Source organism: Candidatus Poriferisodalis sp., assembly GCF_965208895.1.
Lineage (GTDB): Bacteria > Actinomycetota > Acidimicrobiia > Acidimicrobiales > Poriferisodalaceae > Poriferisodalis.
Window position 1 is genome coordinate 978,927 of sequence record NZ_OZ242363.1, and the last position, 15,374, is coordinate 994,300.

Genomic DNA, 15,374 nt, shown 5'->3' on the forward strand with positions numbered 1-15,374 from the left:
CCTCAGCCCCCCGCAGCTTCCTCAGATGGCGCCCCCGACGGAGCCGCGCTGGCGAATCCAGTCGGCGTCCGGCCGCCGAATGCGGACCCGACGCCGGTGCGAGCGCTCGGCGATCGGCATTCGGGCCAGCCATCGGGCGGCGCCGGCCAGACCACGAGCCCGTCGAGCTCGGCAGCGTTCGCGTAGCGAGCAGCCCCAGGCGCGTCGACGCGAACCACGATGCTCCCCTCGGCACCGCCTGCCAAGGTGGTCACGTCGAGCGCGCAGCCCCCCAGCACGCCCGATACCACGGCCCGGCTGCCAGCGCTCGGACCAGGTGCCGGCCATGCCGTGGTGTCCGCCGCGAAGCGCATCGCGGTGAGAGCGCCGCTGACATCGCCCGCGAGTCCGAGCAAGCCAGGCGTTACGAACGTTCCCGACGGGATGTCATGGGTTGCGACGCTTCCCGCGATGGAGTCGGGATCAGCAAATTGATCAGCGAGCTGTGCTGCCACTTCGACGACCTCGAACGCGCCCGGCGGCTGGCCCGCCGTCCACGGCTCGGACGCGACTGCCACAAGCGCGGCCGGTGGCGCCGCGTGCGGGCGACCCCACAGCCAGATGGCGGCCACCACGGTGGCAACGATCAGCACTGCAGCCCCGAGGCGCCATGGCTCAGGGCCGTGCCGAGCCAGGCCGCCGCGCCGCGGGGGCTGATCGTCGCCCGCGTAGCCCGCCGGCCCCGCGAGAGTCACGAGCCGCTCCCGCTCTGGGCAATGGTCACGCGCCCGTCGGCGTAGTCGCCGACCGAGCGAATCCAGTCCACCCCTGAGGCGACTGACACCCAGCACGGATGGGTCGCAGCGGGCTTGCGACCACGCGACGGCGCGAACCGCGATCTGCCCTCCCCCTCCTTGAGTTCAAAGCACATCTGTGCTCCCCACTCGTATGCCGCCGGATGTGCGAGCACCCACCCGCACGACGTCGATGCGCCCGATCCGGAGGCGTCGCCGACCGTGCATGCCATCCCGGCCCGTACGGCATTGGGCCGCCACCGCTTCACGAGCTGCTGCTGGTCGGCACTGAGCGAATCCCACCGCTTCACCAGGTGCCGCGTGTCGGCACTCGCCTCCATGGCTTGACGATCGGTGGCCTCCCACGGCCGCAGGTCCTCCCACGAAGCACGCACCCATGTCGCGGCCCACCGACACTCCCGCTCGGAGACCTCGACCGAGCCGCCGACCTCGACCCAGCCGCGACCGGGGGCGACTTGCAGGTAGCGCCCGCCGCCGGGCAGGTGTCGCTGCGGCGACGTGCCGGGGCTGGCCGCGCGGACATGGGACACCAACGTCAGCCCACTGAGGGCGCCGGCGGCAGCACGAGTCGGGGGAACCGATGCGCACTCGTCGTCGGGGGGCTCGGTGGTATCGGGTTCATTAGTGTCAGGCTCAGTGGAGTCGGGCTCGGTCGTGTCGGGCTCGGTCGTATCGCGCTGGTCGACATCGGGCGGGTCGCCCGGGTCGTCGTCCTCGTCACGGTCGTCGTCGCCGTCGCTGTCTTCTTCGCCAGGCTCGGTGGTGGTGGTCGTGGTCGGGGCCGTCGTGCTGGTGGTGGTCGGCGATGGCTCCTCTTCGGGCGCCGGCAGGCAGGCGTAGTCGTAGGAGCCATTGATGCGCGACTGCACGTACGGGGGCAGCGTCGCGAAGCTCGAACAGTCGAAGATGCACACCCGGTAGGTCTCCGCGCCGCGATCGGGGTGGGCGTGCTCTTGTATCTGCGTGTCTGCCAGCTCCCCGATCGCAGGGCAGTAGGTGCGGATGGTGGTCTCGGAGCAGTCGCCGGGCGTCGTGCACTTGTTGAGCAGGTCGCTCTCGGTGACGCAGCTCCCTCCATGGTCGGGCCGGTACGTCGTGCCGTCGATGCCGTCGCAGGTGCCGGGGTCGCTCTCCCAGGTACGTCCCGGCAGCTCGTCGCAGGGCACGTAGGACAGCAGCCCGTCAGCGCACCGGTGGATGCCCAGTTCGGCGAGCCGCTCATCGCTCTCGCCGGCGAGATGGTGCAGCGGACGCGCGCCGTCTGGCGAGGTCTCCGAGCCGCCGCTGTCCTCCTGTTCGTTGGCGGTGTCAGGTTCTGAGCTGGGCGCAGTCAATTGGCATGTCAGCACCGAAGGACCCGTGCCGTCGAACGCATCCCCATAGAGGGGCGCAGTGCCCGACGGGCAGCTCTGGGCCGGCGCCGCTGACGGCGGACCCAGCACGGTGCGCGAACACTGACTCCCCGCGGACCGCCATCCGGCGGGGCACGGGCCCGGCGTCACCGCCGAGGTCACCCACTCGACGACCGTCTCATAGACGGGCACGGTCGTGTAATGGATCGTCGGCACCCGATCCCAGTAGCCGGTCTCACGCGTCTCGTAGATGGGCGTTTCGCTCCAATAGCCCGGGATGGTGACCGTCTGCGACGTCCGGTACCCGTACACAGGCACATTCCGGCAGTTGAACTGTGCGCCGAGGACGGGATCGAAGTCGCACCGCCGGGACGTGCCGGTGCGCACTCGCACGGGAGGCACCAGCGGCTCCACTGTCGTGCGCGGCGGTACCCAAGCGCGATTCGTGCCGGTCTGGACGGTCTCGGTGCCTGTCGGTATCCACACCTTCGAATAGGTCGTGTGGCTGTAGACCTGCCGCGTCCGCCCGGTGTTCACCGTTGTGGTCACCTTGGTCTGGCACACATGGCCGCCGTACTCGCCGCCGACCCTCGTGGCGCCAGCCGGGCACGACGAGGGGCGAAGCGCGGTCTCGGTGCGCTGGGTGAGGCATGTCCCGCTGGCGCTGTCGAGCACCATGCCCCCGCCGCAGCTCAGCACCGGCGCCACCGATGTCTGCGCCGCGGCAGCATCGTCGCTCTCAGTCATCACTGCCAGCGGGAGCGCCGCCCCCAGGACGGCAAGCGTCCACCAAGCCGCGTGCCGCACGCCGCCTCCACGTCCCCCACGAGGCTCGGCCGCCAAGCCACGCGGGTCGCTCATGACGACGCCTCAGCCGGCGATGCTTCGGCCAACGGTGCTGAGGCGGGCCACCAGTAGCGGTCGGTCTGCGGCGGCCAGCCGGCCTGCGGACACGGCGGCATCGGCCGCGGATACGCACGCCCGGCCTCGGTGAGCGGCAGCGAGCCCGGCGGCCACGGCTTCTTGGCCTGTCGCTCAATCGGCCGTGCGAGCGCTTCTTCGATGAGGTCGGGATCCGCAGGGCATCCGAGCACCTGCTCGAGCGACTTGAACGGCGAGAGATACATGCGCTCGTGCCAGCTCGCGCCGGTTTCCCAGATCGTGGCGGAGAGCTCTGTGGTCACTTCAGGCGCGTCCGCCGCTGCCTCGGCCATCGCGCTCCATTGCGCAGGGGTGCAATGCGGCTCTAGCTCAGGCCGCCGCAATTCGCCGTTGACCAATGTGCCGTTGGGAATGCCGGTCTGGCACCAGAACGCCAAGTGCCACCCGTTATCGCGGTGCGCCTGCCACGCCTCGGACTGGGGCACCTCCACCCATTCGCGGACGGCGATCCACTGGTTGCGCACGCCCGAGCCCCAAGCACGCGGCTCGGTCCAATCGACCGTGGCAGCGCGGGTGTCCTTGGCCTCAGCCAGCCACTGCACAGCGCGACCGAAGGCTTCGCTCTCACAGGCGCCCTCGAAAAGTGCATTTCGCAGCACCCGGTAGCTGTGACGCGACCAGGTAAGCCACATGGCCTCCACCTGCGCTGGGTGTTCGGCGCCGGCATCGAGTCGCTCACCTGTCGAGGCATCGATCAGAAACGACTGCCCAGGCTCATGGCAGACAACTGCGAGCGCATGGCCCGCAGAGCTGATGTCGGCGATCCATGCCCGCTCAACAGGCGGCGCGGTGAATTCCAGCCGCAGTCCGCGGGCCCACAGCGACTCCAGCCGCTGGGTGCGGTGGGACGCGGTGTACACGCCGGGGATGATCGTGGCCAGATCGCTGCACGCTTCCCACAGCGTCTCAGGACCAACGCTCAGCACCGCGTGGCCGACCAGCGAGTCTGTGACGGCACCCTGGGCTGCCCGCCGGGTCAGCCACTGCTTGGCCTGGGTAGACCAGTCACCTGGGAACAGCCCGATGTCGGCGTGGCTGTGACCGCCGAGCGCAAGCTCCATCGGCTCACCGGGGCTGTACACGAGCAGCAGGGCCACGTTGTTGACCGTGGTTCCCCATGAGTGCATCGGGCGGCCGCCGGGCGAGCGCATTCCCACGATGAAGGCCGCGATTGCAGCGCCGGCCCGATCGCGTTCGGCTGGGGTATCGCCGACGTCGACACCCAGCACCTCTGCGGTCGGGTGCGGCGGGCACAGTGACACGTGGTCGTAGGCGGCCGACCGATCCTCGGTCAGTCGCGTCTCGTGGCTCAGACCGGCGGTGTCCACGACGAGCTCCCAAGCAGACTCGGTGCCCGCACGCCGCCGCGCAACCCGCGTGCCCTCGGCGAATGCAGCCTGCACAGAAGGCAGATATGGCGGCATCGTGTCCCATCGAGCCCGACGCTCAACGACGAAGCGGCGACCCGCCTGCACGTCGGCATCGAGTTCCGAGTGCGAACCGGACACCTGCTGCGCGTCGGTCTCCGCCGGATCGGGATATGGCGGCCACGGCACCCAGATGCGCCCGCCGTAGATGCTGATCGCAGAGGGCAGATCCGGCGGCTGCTGCGTCGGCAGGTAGACCGGGAAGCTGCCGTCGCCAGAGATGATCCTGCGTGGATCTGTGGCCGATTGCGGCAGCGGCCGTGGATCGGTGGCCGGTTGCGGCTGCAGCGCTTCGGCATCCACCTCGGTGGTGGCAACGCTCGGCGCTGCTGAGATGGATGGGTCGAGATCGACTGGTTCGGGGTCACCCGGGCTGCATGCGGCCCCAAGCACCGCCATCACAGCCGCTGCGGCACGCGCTCGGCGCCCACCCTTCACCCTCGGGCATCGAAACATGACCATCGCACCACTCCTGAGAACTCGCTCCCGCAGCCGCCTCACTTCGTCGGGGCCGTTGCTGGGGAGTCATGGCGAGTTCTAGGCGAGTCGTGTCATGCCATGCCAGTTATTTTCACTTCATTTGAAACAGCACGGGAAACGCCTCGGTCACGACCGCCTGCGTGCGCGAACGCCGATCCGCCGCGGCGGCAGCGGGCCGCCGGCCGGACTCACGACCTGTACATCACGATCTGGCCATCACGTTCTGGCCGTCATGATCTGCTGTGGGCCGCAGCGAGCACGCCGTTCACGAGGGCGCCGCTGCGATCGGTGGCGCCGAGGCGGTGCGCCAGCTCGACGGCTTCATTGATGACCACGGCGGCGGGAGCAGACCCTCGCTCAAGCTCGAAGAGTCCCTGCAGCAGGATCAGACGATCGCAAATGCCAAGGCGCTCGGGCGTCCAGCCCTCAGCCAGCAGCCCGGCCAGCCGCTCGACCAGGGCGTCACGCTGGGAGGCGACGCTGGAGGCCAGCAAGAGTGCAAACGGATCGAGGTCGCTGACTTGCTCGGCAAGCACGTCTGCCAGCTCGCACGACTTCATCTCGGCCTCGTACAGCAGTTCCACCGAGCGCTGGCGCGCCTCCCGGCGGCGAGTCGGCTCGTCGGGAGCGGCGAACGGGTCGGCGGGACGGTTCATGGCAGCGGGCCTCGGCCCCGATCAACGACCCTGCGGCGTCAGCCGCGGGACCGCTCGATGTAGTCGCCGCTGCGGGTGTCGATTCTCAGCCGCTCGCCGGTCTCGATGAACAGGGGAACCTGCACCACCAGCCCGGTGGACATGGTGGCCGGCTTGCGGGCGCCCGACACCCGGTCGCCCTGCACGCCAGGGTCGGTGTCGGCCACCTCCAGCGCCACCGAGGCAGCCAGCTCCACGCCGAGCACCTCGTCGCCGTAGCGCACCACGGTGGCCATCTCGCCTTCCACGAGGAAGTTCGTGGCGCTGCCGGCGGCCGCCCGGCTCACCGGGAGCTGCTCGTAGCTGTCGGTGTCCATGAACACCAAGGAGTCGCCGTCGTCGTAGAGGTACTGCATGTCTCGCTGGTCGATGACGGCGCGTTCCATGCGCTCGCCCGCCCGGAACGTACGCTCCAAGGTGGCACCGGTGCGAACGTTCTTGAGCGTGGTCCGCACGAAAGCGCCGCCCTTGCCGGGCTTGACGTGCTGGAACTCGGTGAGCTGGAACAGCCCGTCGGCGAGATCGAGCGTCATGCCGTTGCGGAAGTCGGCAGTGGAAATGGCCATGTCAACGCCTCGGAGTCAGCCTGGGTGCTTCACAGGTTCGCAGCGGGACGGTACAAGCACAGCTAGCCGTCACGACGGCCTGCCACGATCACCGGTCGCCAGAATCGCCAGTGTCGGCTGCGTCGCCGGTGTCGGGCACGGCGGTGGGGGCCTCGCCAGCCGCCGCCTCAATGGCCAGCGCGACCGCCTGGGGGTAGCCGGCGCCGCCTTGGCCCGCCACCCGGGCGGTCGCCAACGGCTCCACCACCGAGTGGTGCCGCCACGGCTCGCGCTCGCGGGGTTCGGACAGGTGCAGCTCCACGATCGGCCCCTCGAAGGCTGCGAGCGCGTCATGCAGCGACCAGCCGTAGTGGGTGAGGGCGCCGGGGTTCACCACGATCGCCTCGACCCGGCCGATGCCCGCGTGCACGGCATCGACGAGGTCGCCTTCGTGGTTGCTCTGGCAGTGCTCGAGGTCCCAGCCGCACCCGGTGGCGGCCCGGCGAGCGGCCTGTACGTGGTCGAGCAGCGTGTCAGTGCCGTAGATCTCGGGCTGGCGGGTGCCCAGCAGGTTCAAGTTCGGACCCGACAGCAGCAGCACGACGTGGCGAGGCATGGCAGCACTCACATCCGCTCGAGCGCGCTGCGCAGCACGCCGGGGTCGACGCCGGGCACCACTTCGAGGCCCCGGGGGCCGTCAAGCACGAACGTGATGCCGTCGGCGGCCTTCTTGTCGCGGCCGAACAGCTCGATGATCTCGTCGTGGTCGATGCCCGCAGGCAGCGCCGTATCGAGGCCGTAGGACTCCAGCACCCGCTCGTGGGCGGCCACCCGATCGTCATCGATGCGTCCGAGCAGGCGGGCCACCACTGCCGCATACCGCAGCCCGATGGCCACGGCCTCGCCATGGCGCAGATCGAACCGTCCGGCGATTTCGAGCGCGTGACCCAGGGTGTGACCGTAGTTCAGCAACGCCCGCCGGCCGCTCTCGGTCTCATCCGAACCCACCACCTCGGCCTTGATGGCGACGCACGCGGCCACCAGTTCTGCACCTTGCAGTTCTTCGAGCGCTGTGCCGCCCCGCAGCCGTGCCGCCAGCTCGCCTTCTGGCAGCCGACCCGATGACTCGTCCTCGTGTGGCCAACCCCGGCGCAGCCTTGCAAGGCTGCGAAACAGCGGTGAATCGCCATCCACCTGAGGGTTGCCCATCAGATACAGCGTCAGACTCGCTTCCCCTATGAGGTTCGCTGCCTCCGCAGAGCAGCCGATGAAGTGGTACTTGGCTAACTCGCCGTAGCCCGCGCGCATCTCGCGTGCGGGCAGCTTCCCGAGCACCTCGGGGCTGGTATCGCACAGTACCCCGCTCGGCTGCCAGAAAGCGCCGATGAGGTTCTTGCCCTCCGGCAGGTTCACTCCTGTTTTACCGCCGATAGCAGCGTCGATCTGACCCAGCAGCGTCGTCGGGACATGCACTACAGCGACGCCACGGTGGTACACGGCCGCAGCGAAGCCCGCCACGTCGGTGACCACACCGCCGCCGACGCTGACGACGACGTCACGTCTTGTCAGGCCGAAACGGGCGAACTCACGGCACAGACCAATGACTGTCGCCATCTCCTTGGCCTGCTCGCCGTCGGGAATAGCGAACGTCTCGAAAGGGATGCCAGGATCGACAGCAACTCCGATGCCCGCTTGGGTCACCACGGCAGCCCGGCTCGAACCCACCGGGACGACGCTCGCCAATTCGGCACATGCGCCATCGCCCACGAGCACGGGGTAGGCGCGTTCTCGTAGCGGCACCGTCACGATGATGGGCCTCGACATCACGGGCGAGGGTACCGACGCTGCACCGAGCGGCTGTGGGCGGGGGCGTCGGGGCTCAAACGGCGAGACCTGTCGGCGCAGACCACCAAATGGCTGCCAGCGCGCCAGCGATCAGCGACGGTCCGAGAGCAAACCGGTAGTCGGCGCCGCGGCGCAGCACTACCACCCCGACTGCGCCGACGAGCGCTGCTACGGCGAAACCGGCCAGCAGGCCCCACCACACCATCACAAACCCGCCGAGACCGAGGTGCATGCCGAGATATCCGCCCAGCCGCACGTCGCCGTACCCGAGCCCGCCCCGAGCAGCTCGCCAGATGACATGCATCGATCCCCAGCCGAGCGCAGCCCCAATGGCTGCTGCGACGCAGGCACGCTCTAAGCCCGCGAGACCGCCGTCGAGCGCTGCGGCCAAGCACAGCAACAGGACGGCGACGGCCGCACAGGCGCCCAACAAACGCGTCGGGATCAGATGGGTCCGCAGGTCGATACCCGAGATGAGCGCGCCTGCCCAGCCGAATGCGAGCAACGGAGCGAGGTAGGCGCTGTGGTGGAAGCGCAGCGCCAGCGCCGCTGCGGTCACAACGCACCCCGCAATCGCCGAAGCCCCATGCAGGCCGACGCCGAAGCCGCGTTGTGCCCAGCGCATGATCACGACGCCTGCTGCAATCCCGCCGAGTCCGGCTGTCGCAACCGCGACGACATGACCCGCCATCATCGGGCCGTTGTCACAGCGGACGTGTCGCTGCCCGTACACGAGCCGACCCGGCGGCGGGTCCGTCGTTCACTTCGATCAGCGGTCTCGATGCTCATGCTGACGACTCCCCGGTCTCCCGCGGCCACAGGGGCCGCTTGTGGTCCGGGGTGCTACCCGGCGATGCGCAGGCCGACAGCCGCTGCCATCTCGTCGACGGGAGCGTCGTGGCCGGTCCACATACTGAACTGCTCGGCGGCTTGAAACAAGAGCATTCCGGTGCCATTGAGCGTGGTGGCGCCTGCCTGGGCGGCTGCTTCGAGCAGTGGCGTTCGCTCAGGCCGGTAGATGAGATCGACCACGATCTGGCCGCCGCTCAGCAACGCCGGATCGAACGGCAGCGGATCGCCCGCGTTCATGCCGAGCGGCGTGGCGTTCACCACGACATCGGCGTCGCGCACCGCTTCGGCGGGGCCGACCACCGCCGAGCCTGACGGCCCGCCGGACGCCCCGGTTGTTGCGCCGCCCGCTGCCGCACCCAGTGCCGCAGCCGCCGCAGCACCCGCCGCTGCCCCCAATGCGACCGCCCGCTCGGCGGCATGCGGTGATCGATTCACGACGGTCACCGACGCCCCCGCGTCCGCCAGGGCAACAATCACCGCCCGCGCCGCGCCGCCAGCGCCCAGCACGACGGCGTGCAATCCCGTGGGGTCCGCACCTGCTTGGGTGCAAAGCGAGCGCAGGAACCCAGCACCATCGGTATTCTCGCCGATCAGACGGTCGCCGTCGCGGCGCACGCAGTTGACAGCCCCGAGCAGCTCCGCAGCAGGCGACAGCTCGTCACAGGCAGCGGCGGCAGCGTCCTTGTGCGGCATGGTGACCGACAAGCCCTCGATGCCGAGCACTCGCATCGCGCCGAGCGCAGCGGCGGCGCGGCCAGCAGGAATCTCGAACGCCACGTAGGTCCAGTCAAGGCCCAAGCGGGCAAATGCAGCGTTGTGCAGCGCCGGACTCAGCGAGTGGCGTACCGGATCACCGATCACGCCTGCAAGGCGTGTGCTGCCTGTTGGAACGACCATCGGCATATTCTCCCCACCCGATGGCCCGCCCGACATGAGCACACTGCAATCTTATGTGAGCATCTCCCACCGACAGCTACGGTTGATCAGCCGCAGAGCCCCAGCTCCTGGCAGACCGCCTTGTCGCGCTGGAATTCCTCGTCGGTCTCCGAGAACGACAGGGTTCCGTCCGGCGACGTCAGCACGAAGAACATCCACGGCCCGTCCTGCGGATTCAGCGCTGCCTCGAGCGACGCCCTACCCGGTGCGGCAATCGGCGTCGGCGGCAGCCCGACGAGCACCCGGGTGTTGTACGGGGAGTTCACCGCCAGCAGCTCGGCGGTCAGCTCCTGGGTCCCGACGGCGTAGACAACGGTGGCGTCAAGGCCGAGCGACCATCCCCGGGCCAGCCGGTTGTAGATCACCCGCGCCACCTTGGCCCGGTCTTCGGGCAGTTGGGCCTCGCGTTCGATCATGCTGGCCACGATCAACGCCTCGTACGGCGTCAGGCCCACCCGACGCGGGGCTTCGTCGTAACCCAGCTCGGTGAGCACGGCATCGAGCCGGTCGACCATCAGTGCGGCGAGCTGCTCCGCGCTCGTCTGGGAGTCGAAGAAGTACGTGTCGGCGAAGAGCTGGCCTTCGGCGGGATCGATGACTCCGTCGGGCAGCACCGCAGGCACCGGTGCCACCAGCGAGAGGACCGGCCGCGCCCGCACGGCCTCGAGGAAGTCTCTGCCGTTGAAGCTCAGGCCGGCGACCTCGTCGAGCAGCGCGGCCATCTGCGCCACGGTCAGGCCCTCGGGAATCGTGAGCGGTTGCTGAGCGGCCTGCGCGACACGGCTCGGCCCGGCCTCGAGCACGGCCATGGTCTCCCACACCGATGAGTTCGACTGGAACGTGTACTCGCCGGCCTGGAACGCCGGGCCGCCCTTGAACCTCACGTACCACTCGTAGGCCCGTGAGCTGGGAACGACGCTGTGCTCTGCGAGCAGGTCGGAGATGCTCGCCGTGCTCGATCCGGGCGGCAGCGTCAGCACGATCTCGCCGGCGGGATCGCCGGGCGGGTCGAGCTGTTCGGCCACCCAGCGGTAGCCGCGGCTGCCCACCATCCAAGCGACGATGCCGAGCACGACCAGGAACAGCAGCGCTCCGGCTGTGCCCAGACCGCGCCGTGTGCTCACCACCTCGTAGTCGACGCCCCGGCGACCCCCGACCGGCGGCGGATGCTCCGCGCCGACCTCAGGCGCCGGCTGCGATCCCGGCGTCCTCGCCTCCGCCGATCGTCGCGCCCGCTCCGGTGATGAAGCCGCGCCGGTTTCCGCGCCGACGTCCGGACCCGGCGCGAGGCCCGGCTCAGCACCCGGCGAGGAGCCCTGCGGCGCCAGGCCGACCATGCCGACGAGCCGTCCCGCCAGCCGTCTCACCGCCGGCGGCGTTCTCAACGCAGTTGCACGGCCGCTGTCGGCAGTCGTGCCGCTGGGCTCGTCACCGCCACGGGGAGCTTCGGTGCGGCCGTCAGTCACGTGCGTCGAGCCACGACTGCAAGATGACGGCGGCCGCCACCTTGTCGACGACCTTGCGACGGGCAGGGCCGCGCACGCCCTGGTCGGCAAGGATGCGCTCCGCCGTCACCGTCGTATAGCGCTCATCATGCAAGACCACCGGCACATCGAGGGCTGCTGCGATCTCACCGGCCTCGGCCCGTGCGGCGGCGGCGGACGGTCCCTCGCTGCCGTCAAGCGAGGTCGGCAGACCGATGACGACCACCTCCGCAGCCACCTCAGCGACCATACCTGCGAGCGCTTCGTGGTCACGGGCACGCGTGCCGCTGCGCTCGAGGACTTCATAGGGCACTGCCACCGCAGCGTCCGCAGGTGCGAAGGCCACACCAATGCGCACCGAGCCCAGATCGACGCCGATCGCCCGCATCATGGGGCCCGGCACGGCTGGCCTGTCGAGTCCGGGGATGCGGTGCGCCTCACGCCCCGAGTGCCGCCACTCGGGCCTGGGCAAGGGCGTCGCCGATGCCGTCGGGGTTGCGGCCGCCCGCCACGACGAGCGGCGGGTCGCCCTTGGCGCCGAAACCGCCGCCGACCGTGCGGGCGGCGTCACGCAACAGGTCGCCTGCAGACAGATCGCCGGCCGGGTCCACCGCTGCGACCAAGGCCACTCCCCCGGCTGCGGGCGCGGAGGCCAGCACGACAGCACGGATGCCTTGGCGGTCGCGCACCGACACAGCCAGATCCCTCAGCGAGTCGCGTTCGAGGTCGCCGAGGTCGGCAATGACGACGCCGTCGTCGGCTGCGGCTGCCAATTCGTCGGCCCTCGACGACGCCATCGCACGTTGCAGGTCACGGACCTGCCGGCGCAGCTCCTTGGTCTCGTCGAGGCGCCGCTGCACGGCGGACGCAATCTCGTCGGGCTGCGCGTTCAGCATCTCGGCCAGCGAGTCCAGGGTGTCCTCGGCGTCGGCGAGCCGATCGACGGTCGCAAGGCCCGTGATTGCTTCGATGCGGCGCATGTTCGAGCCGATGCTCGACTCGGACGCGATGCGCAGGTGACCGATGTCGCCCAGCGCGGCCACATGGGTGCCGCCGCAGAGCTCCACCGAATGCTCTCCGGCTTCGAGCACCCGCACGATGTCGCCGTACTTGTCGCCGAAGAACGCAATGGCGCCGATGGCCTGCGCATGGCTCATCGACGTCTCGTAGTGGCGGCAGCGGCCGTTGGCGATGATCTCGGCGTTGGCTACCTGCTCGATCTCGCGCAGCTGATCGCGGCTGACGCCCTCGTAATGGCTGAAGTCGAATCGCAGGCGATCAGGTGACACCAGCGAGCCTGCCTGCTTGACGTGGTCGCCCAGAACCTCTCGCAGCGCCCAGTGCAAGACGTGGGTGCCCGTGTGGTTGCGCCGTATCGCCGCCCGCCGTTCGTCGTCGATCTCTGCGGTCACCAGCGATCCGGCGTCGACGCCCTCGCCGACGACACGCCCGACGTGGCGGTGCAGGCCGGCGAGCGCATAGGTGCAGTCGCGCACCTCGATGCCGCCGTCAGCGCCGGTGATGGTGCCGATGTCGCCGATCTGCCCGCCGCTCTCGGCGTAGAACGGCGTGCGGTCCAGGAACACTTCGACGAGACGGTCGCCGTCGTGCGCATCGGTGCCGTGTTCGTCGCCTTGGGGCAGCTCGAACACCGCAAGCACCCGGGCATCGGGCACCGTCGCGTTGTCTCGCACGAAATGGGTGGCGCCGAATTGCGCCAGGATTTCCCGGTAGCGCCCGTCTGCGAACGTCGGGCCGCCTGCCCGTCCCGCACGGGCTCGTGCCCGCTGCTTATCCATGGCGGCTTCAAAACCCTCGCGGTCGAGGCGCAGGCCCCTTTCGGCCAGGATCTCTTCGGTCACCTCCACCGGGAAGCCATGCGTGTCATGCAGCAAGAAGGCCGTCTCGCCCTCAAGCACGGCCTTGGCCACATCGCCCGAGTCCAGACCGGTCGTCGCCTCGTCGAGAATCTTCACGCCGGCGGCGAGCGTGGTGCGGAAGCGCTCCTCCTCGCGGGCCACGACGTCGGCGATGAACTGCCGGTTCTTTACCAGGTCGGTGTAGTGGCCGCCCATCACGTCCACCACGATCTCGACCAGGCGAGGCATCACGACATCGGTGACACCGAGCACCCAGGCGTGGCGCACGGCCCGGCGGATGATGCGCCGCAGCACGTAGCCGCGGTCTTCGTTGGAGGGGAAGACGCCGTCGGAGATGAGCATCGCCGTCGTGCGGGCGTGGTCGGCGAAGATGCGCATGGAGACATCGGTCTCGGGATCAGCGCCGTAGGTCTTGCCGCAGATGCGCTCGGCCTCGGCGAGCAGCGGCGCGAACAGGTCGATGTCCCACGCTGCGGGCACGCCCTGCAGCACCGCCAGGATCCGCTCGAGGCCCGCACCCGTGTCGATGCCGGGGGCTTCCAGCGGCGTCAGCTCGCCGGTGCCGTCGGCGGCGAACTGCATGAACACAAGATTCCAGATCTCCACGAAGCGGTCTTCGCCACCGTGTGCAGGGCCGCCGTCGGCGCCATGTTCGGACCCGATGTCGTAGAAGATCTCGCTGCAGGGCCCGCACGGTCCGACGTCGCCTGCCGCCCACCAGTTGTCCTTGTCGAGCCGCTGGATGCGCTCGGGCGGAACACCGACGGCGCTCTGCCAGATCTTTGCGGCCTCGTCGTCGCTGACGTGCACGGTCACCCAGAGCTTGTCGCGTTCCAGGCCGAGCACGTCGGTGACGAACTCCCACGCCCAACCGATGGCTTCGGCCTTGAAGTAGTCGCCGAAGCTGAAGTTGCCCATCATCTCGAAGAACGTGAAGTGCCGGTTGGTGCGGCCGATGTCGTCGAGATCGTTGTGCTTGCCGCCTGCCCGGACGCACTTTTGGATGGTGACCATGCGGCGCGTCGGCGGCACCTCCTCGCCGAGGAAGTACGGCATGAACGGCACCATCCCGGCCACCGTGAACAGCAGCGACGGCTCGTGGGGAATCAGGCTCGCAGAGGCGCGGACTTCGTGACCCCGCTCCGACCAGAACGAGCTGAAGGCTTCACGCAGTTCCTCGGCGCGCATTCCCAGAGGATACCGAGGAGCCTTCGCGGCCTCCGTGGCTCAGGCGGCTTCGCGGCGTTGGCAGCACTCCTGCTTCCCCGACTGGCGTTCGGGAACAAAATATACTGAAATAAATGGAAGTATCCCCCTATGGTGGGTCGGGTGCGGATACATCGATCAGCGCTGCGCCACGGCATCGCGGCCTCGGAGATCAAGCACGCATGGGAATTCGGGGTTGGCGATCTATCCGTGGATGCCGGACACGATCCCCCGAAACGGCTCCGCATCAGCCCCGACCATGCCGGCAACTTCTTGGAGTTGGTATATCTTGAAGCCGACGACAACCCCGCTGACGAACCCATTGTCATCCACGCTATGGCGCTGACTGGTCGCCTTCGAGTCCATCTGAAGAAGCTGAGATTATGAGCGAAGCTGACGAGATCACGATCATCGACGACGAGAACACCGAGAAGTGGACGCGCTGGTCGGAGGAGTTCGCGAGACGCGAGTTCACCGACGAGGAACTCGACCGCATGCTCTCGACTTGGCGCCCGCTGCCAAGGCCCGCGACGGCCGACCGGGCGTAACAGCCCCGAGGCATCGCGACTCGTCAGGGCGGCACTGATCGAGCCGCGGCGTCGGCACCGCCCGCCGAATTCAACGAGGTCAGCTCAGGCGGCTTCGCGGCGTTGGCGGCGTTCGGCCCAGCGGCGCTCTCGCTCGTCTCGTAGTCGCTGTTCGGCGTCGCGCATCTGCCGCCTGCCGTCCTCCCACGCGCCCTCCAAGCGCTGACGCCGCTCCTGCCAAGCGTCGGTCGCGTCGCGTCGCATCCGGCGCGCCGAACCGAGCACCGTCGCGGTGCCCCGAACTGGTGCGTAACGGTCGAGGAGATATCGCAGCCGCCGCTGCGCCCACAGCGAGGCACCCACGCCCAGTCCGGCGCCCAAGGTCAGCCAGCGCAACCGCTTCAGCATG

At 69.1% G+C, this 15,374-nt stretch carries 15 protein-coding genes; 2 read left to right on the forward strand and 13 right to left on the reverse strand.

Going from position 1 to position 15,374, the window contains the following annotated elements; all coding sequences use genetic code 11:
* Positions 1-2: 2 nt before the first annotated feature.
* The 12 genes from ACOGJB_RS04440 to alaS form a co-directional block, all read right to left on the reverse strand.
* A complete protein-coding gene (locus tag ACOGJB_RS04440) occupies positions 3-734 on the reverse strand; it encodes a hypothetical protein (protein WP_419839608.1) in 732 nt (243 codons plus the stop codon).
* On the reverse strand, positions 731-3,007 hold the full coding sequence (locus tag ACOGJB_RS04445; protein WP_419839609.1) for a hypothetical protein: 2,277 nt from the start codon (positions 3,005-3,007) through the stop codon (positions 731-733). Before ACOGJB_RS04445 ends, ACOGJB_RS04440 begins: the two co-directional genes overlap by 4 nt.
* Entirely contained in the window at positions 3,004-4,914 is a 1,911-nt protein-coding gene (locus ACOGJB_RS04450) for a hypothetical protein (protein WP_419839610.1), read from the reverse strand. Before ACOGJB_RS04450 ends, ACOGJB_RS04445 begins: the two co-directional genes overlap by 4 nt.
* Positions 4,915-5,225: 311 nt before the next feature.
* On the reverse strand, positions 5,226-5,651 hold the full coding sequence (locus ACOGJB_RS04455) for a transcription antitermination factor NusB (RefSeq protein ID WP_419839611.1): 426 nt from the start codon (positions 5,649-5,651) through the stop codon (positions 5,226-5,228).
* A 38-nt stretch (positions 5,652-5,689) separates the two neighbouring features.
* Positions 5,690-6,256: an elongation factor P gene (gene efp / locus ACOGJB_RS04460; RefSeq protein WP_419839612.1), complete on the reverse strand. Its 567-nt coding sequence runs from the start codon at positions 6,254-6,256 to the stop codon at positions 5,690-5,692.
* 88 nt (positions 6,257-6,344) lie between these two features.
* The gene (locus ACOGJB_RS04465) at positions 6,345-6,851 is read right to left on the reverse strand and encodes a type II 3-dehydroquinate dehydratase (protein ID WP_419839613.1); all 507 of its coding nucleotides are present in this window, start codon (positions 6,849-6,851) and stop codon (positions 6,345-6,347) included.
* 8 nt (positions 6,852-6,859) lie between these two features.
* Positions 6,860-8,059, reverse strand: a complete 1,200-nt coding sequence (locus ACOGJB_RS04470; RefSeq protein ID WP_419839614.1) for a 3-dehydroquinate synthase family protein — start codon at positions 8,057-8,059, stop codon at positions 6,860-6,862.
* 55 nt (positions 8,060-8,114) lie between these two features.
* Complete coding sequence (locus ACOGJB_RS04475; protein ID WP_419839615.1) at positions 8,115-8,813, reverse strand: hypothetical protein; 699 nt, start codon at positions 8,811-8,813, stop codon at positions 8,115-8,117.
* Between the two features lie 110 nt (positions 8,814-8,923).
* Positions 8,924-9,829 (reverse strand): shikimate dehydrogenase family protein, encoded by a 906-nt coding sequence (locus ACOGJB_RS04480; RefSeq protein WP_419839616.1) that lies wholly within the window; start codon positions 9,827-9,829, stop codon positions 8,924-8,926.
* An 86-nt stretch (positions 9,830-9,915) separates the two neighbouring features.
* A complete protein-coding gene (gene mltG, locus ACOGJB_RS04485) occupies positions 9,916-11,334 on the reverse strand; it encodes an endolytic transglycosylase MltG (RefSeq protein ID WP_419839617.1) in 1,419 nt (472 codons plus the stop codon).
* Entirely contained in the window at positions 11,327-11,755 is a 429-nt protein-coding gene (ruvX, locus tag ACOGJB_RS04490) for a Holliday junction resolvase RuvX (protein WP_419839618.1), read from the reverse strand. The genes mltG and ruvX overlap by 8 nt, the downstream gene beginning before the upstream one ends.
* Before the next feature lie 34 nt (positions 11,756-11,789).
* The gene (gene alaS, locus ACOGJB_RS04495) at positions 11,790-14,420 is read right to left on the reverse strand and encodes an alanine--tRNA ligase (RefSeq protein WP_419839619.1); all 2,631 of its coding nucleotides are present in this window, start codon (positions 14,418-14,420) and stop codon (positions 11,790-11,792) included.
* Positions 14,421-14,549: 129 nt separating this feature from the next.
* Here alaS and ACOGJB_RS04500 point away from each other — a divergent pair, with 129 nt between their 5' ends.
* Positions 14,550-14,825: a hypothetical protein gene (locus tag ACOGJB_RS04500; protein ID WP_419839620.1), complete on the forward strand. Its 276-nt coding sequence runs from the start codon at positions 14,550-14,552 to the stop codon at positions 14,823-14,825.
* Positions 14,822-14,986, forward strand: coding sequence for a hypothetical protein (locus ACOGJB_RS04505; RefSeq protein WP_419839621.1), 165 nt, complete (start codon positions 14,822-14,824; stop codon positions 14,984-14,986). The genes ACOGJB_RS04500 and ACOGJB_RS04505 overlap by 4 nt, the downstream gene beginning before the upstream one ends.
* 84 nt (positions 14,987-15,070) lie before the next feature.
* On the opposite strand, the gene ACOGJB_RS04510 is transcribed toward ACOGJB_RS04505, so the two are convergent.
* Positions 15,071-15,373, reverse strand: a complete 303-nt coding sequence (locus ACOGJB_RS04510; protein ID WP_419839622.1) for a hypothetical protein — start codon at positions 15,371-15,373, stop codon at positions 15,071-15,073.
* Position 15,374 lies beyond the last annotated feature (1 nt).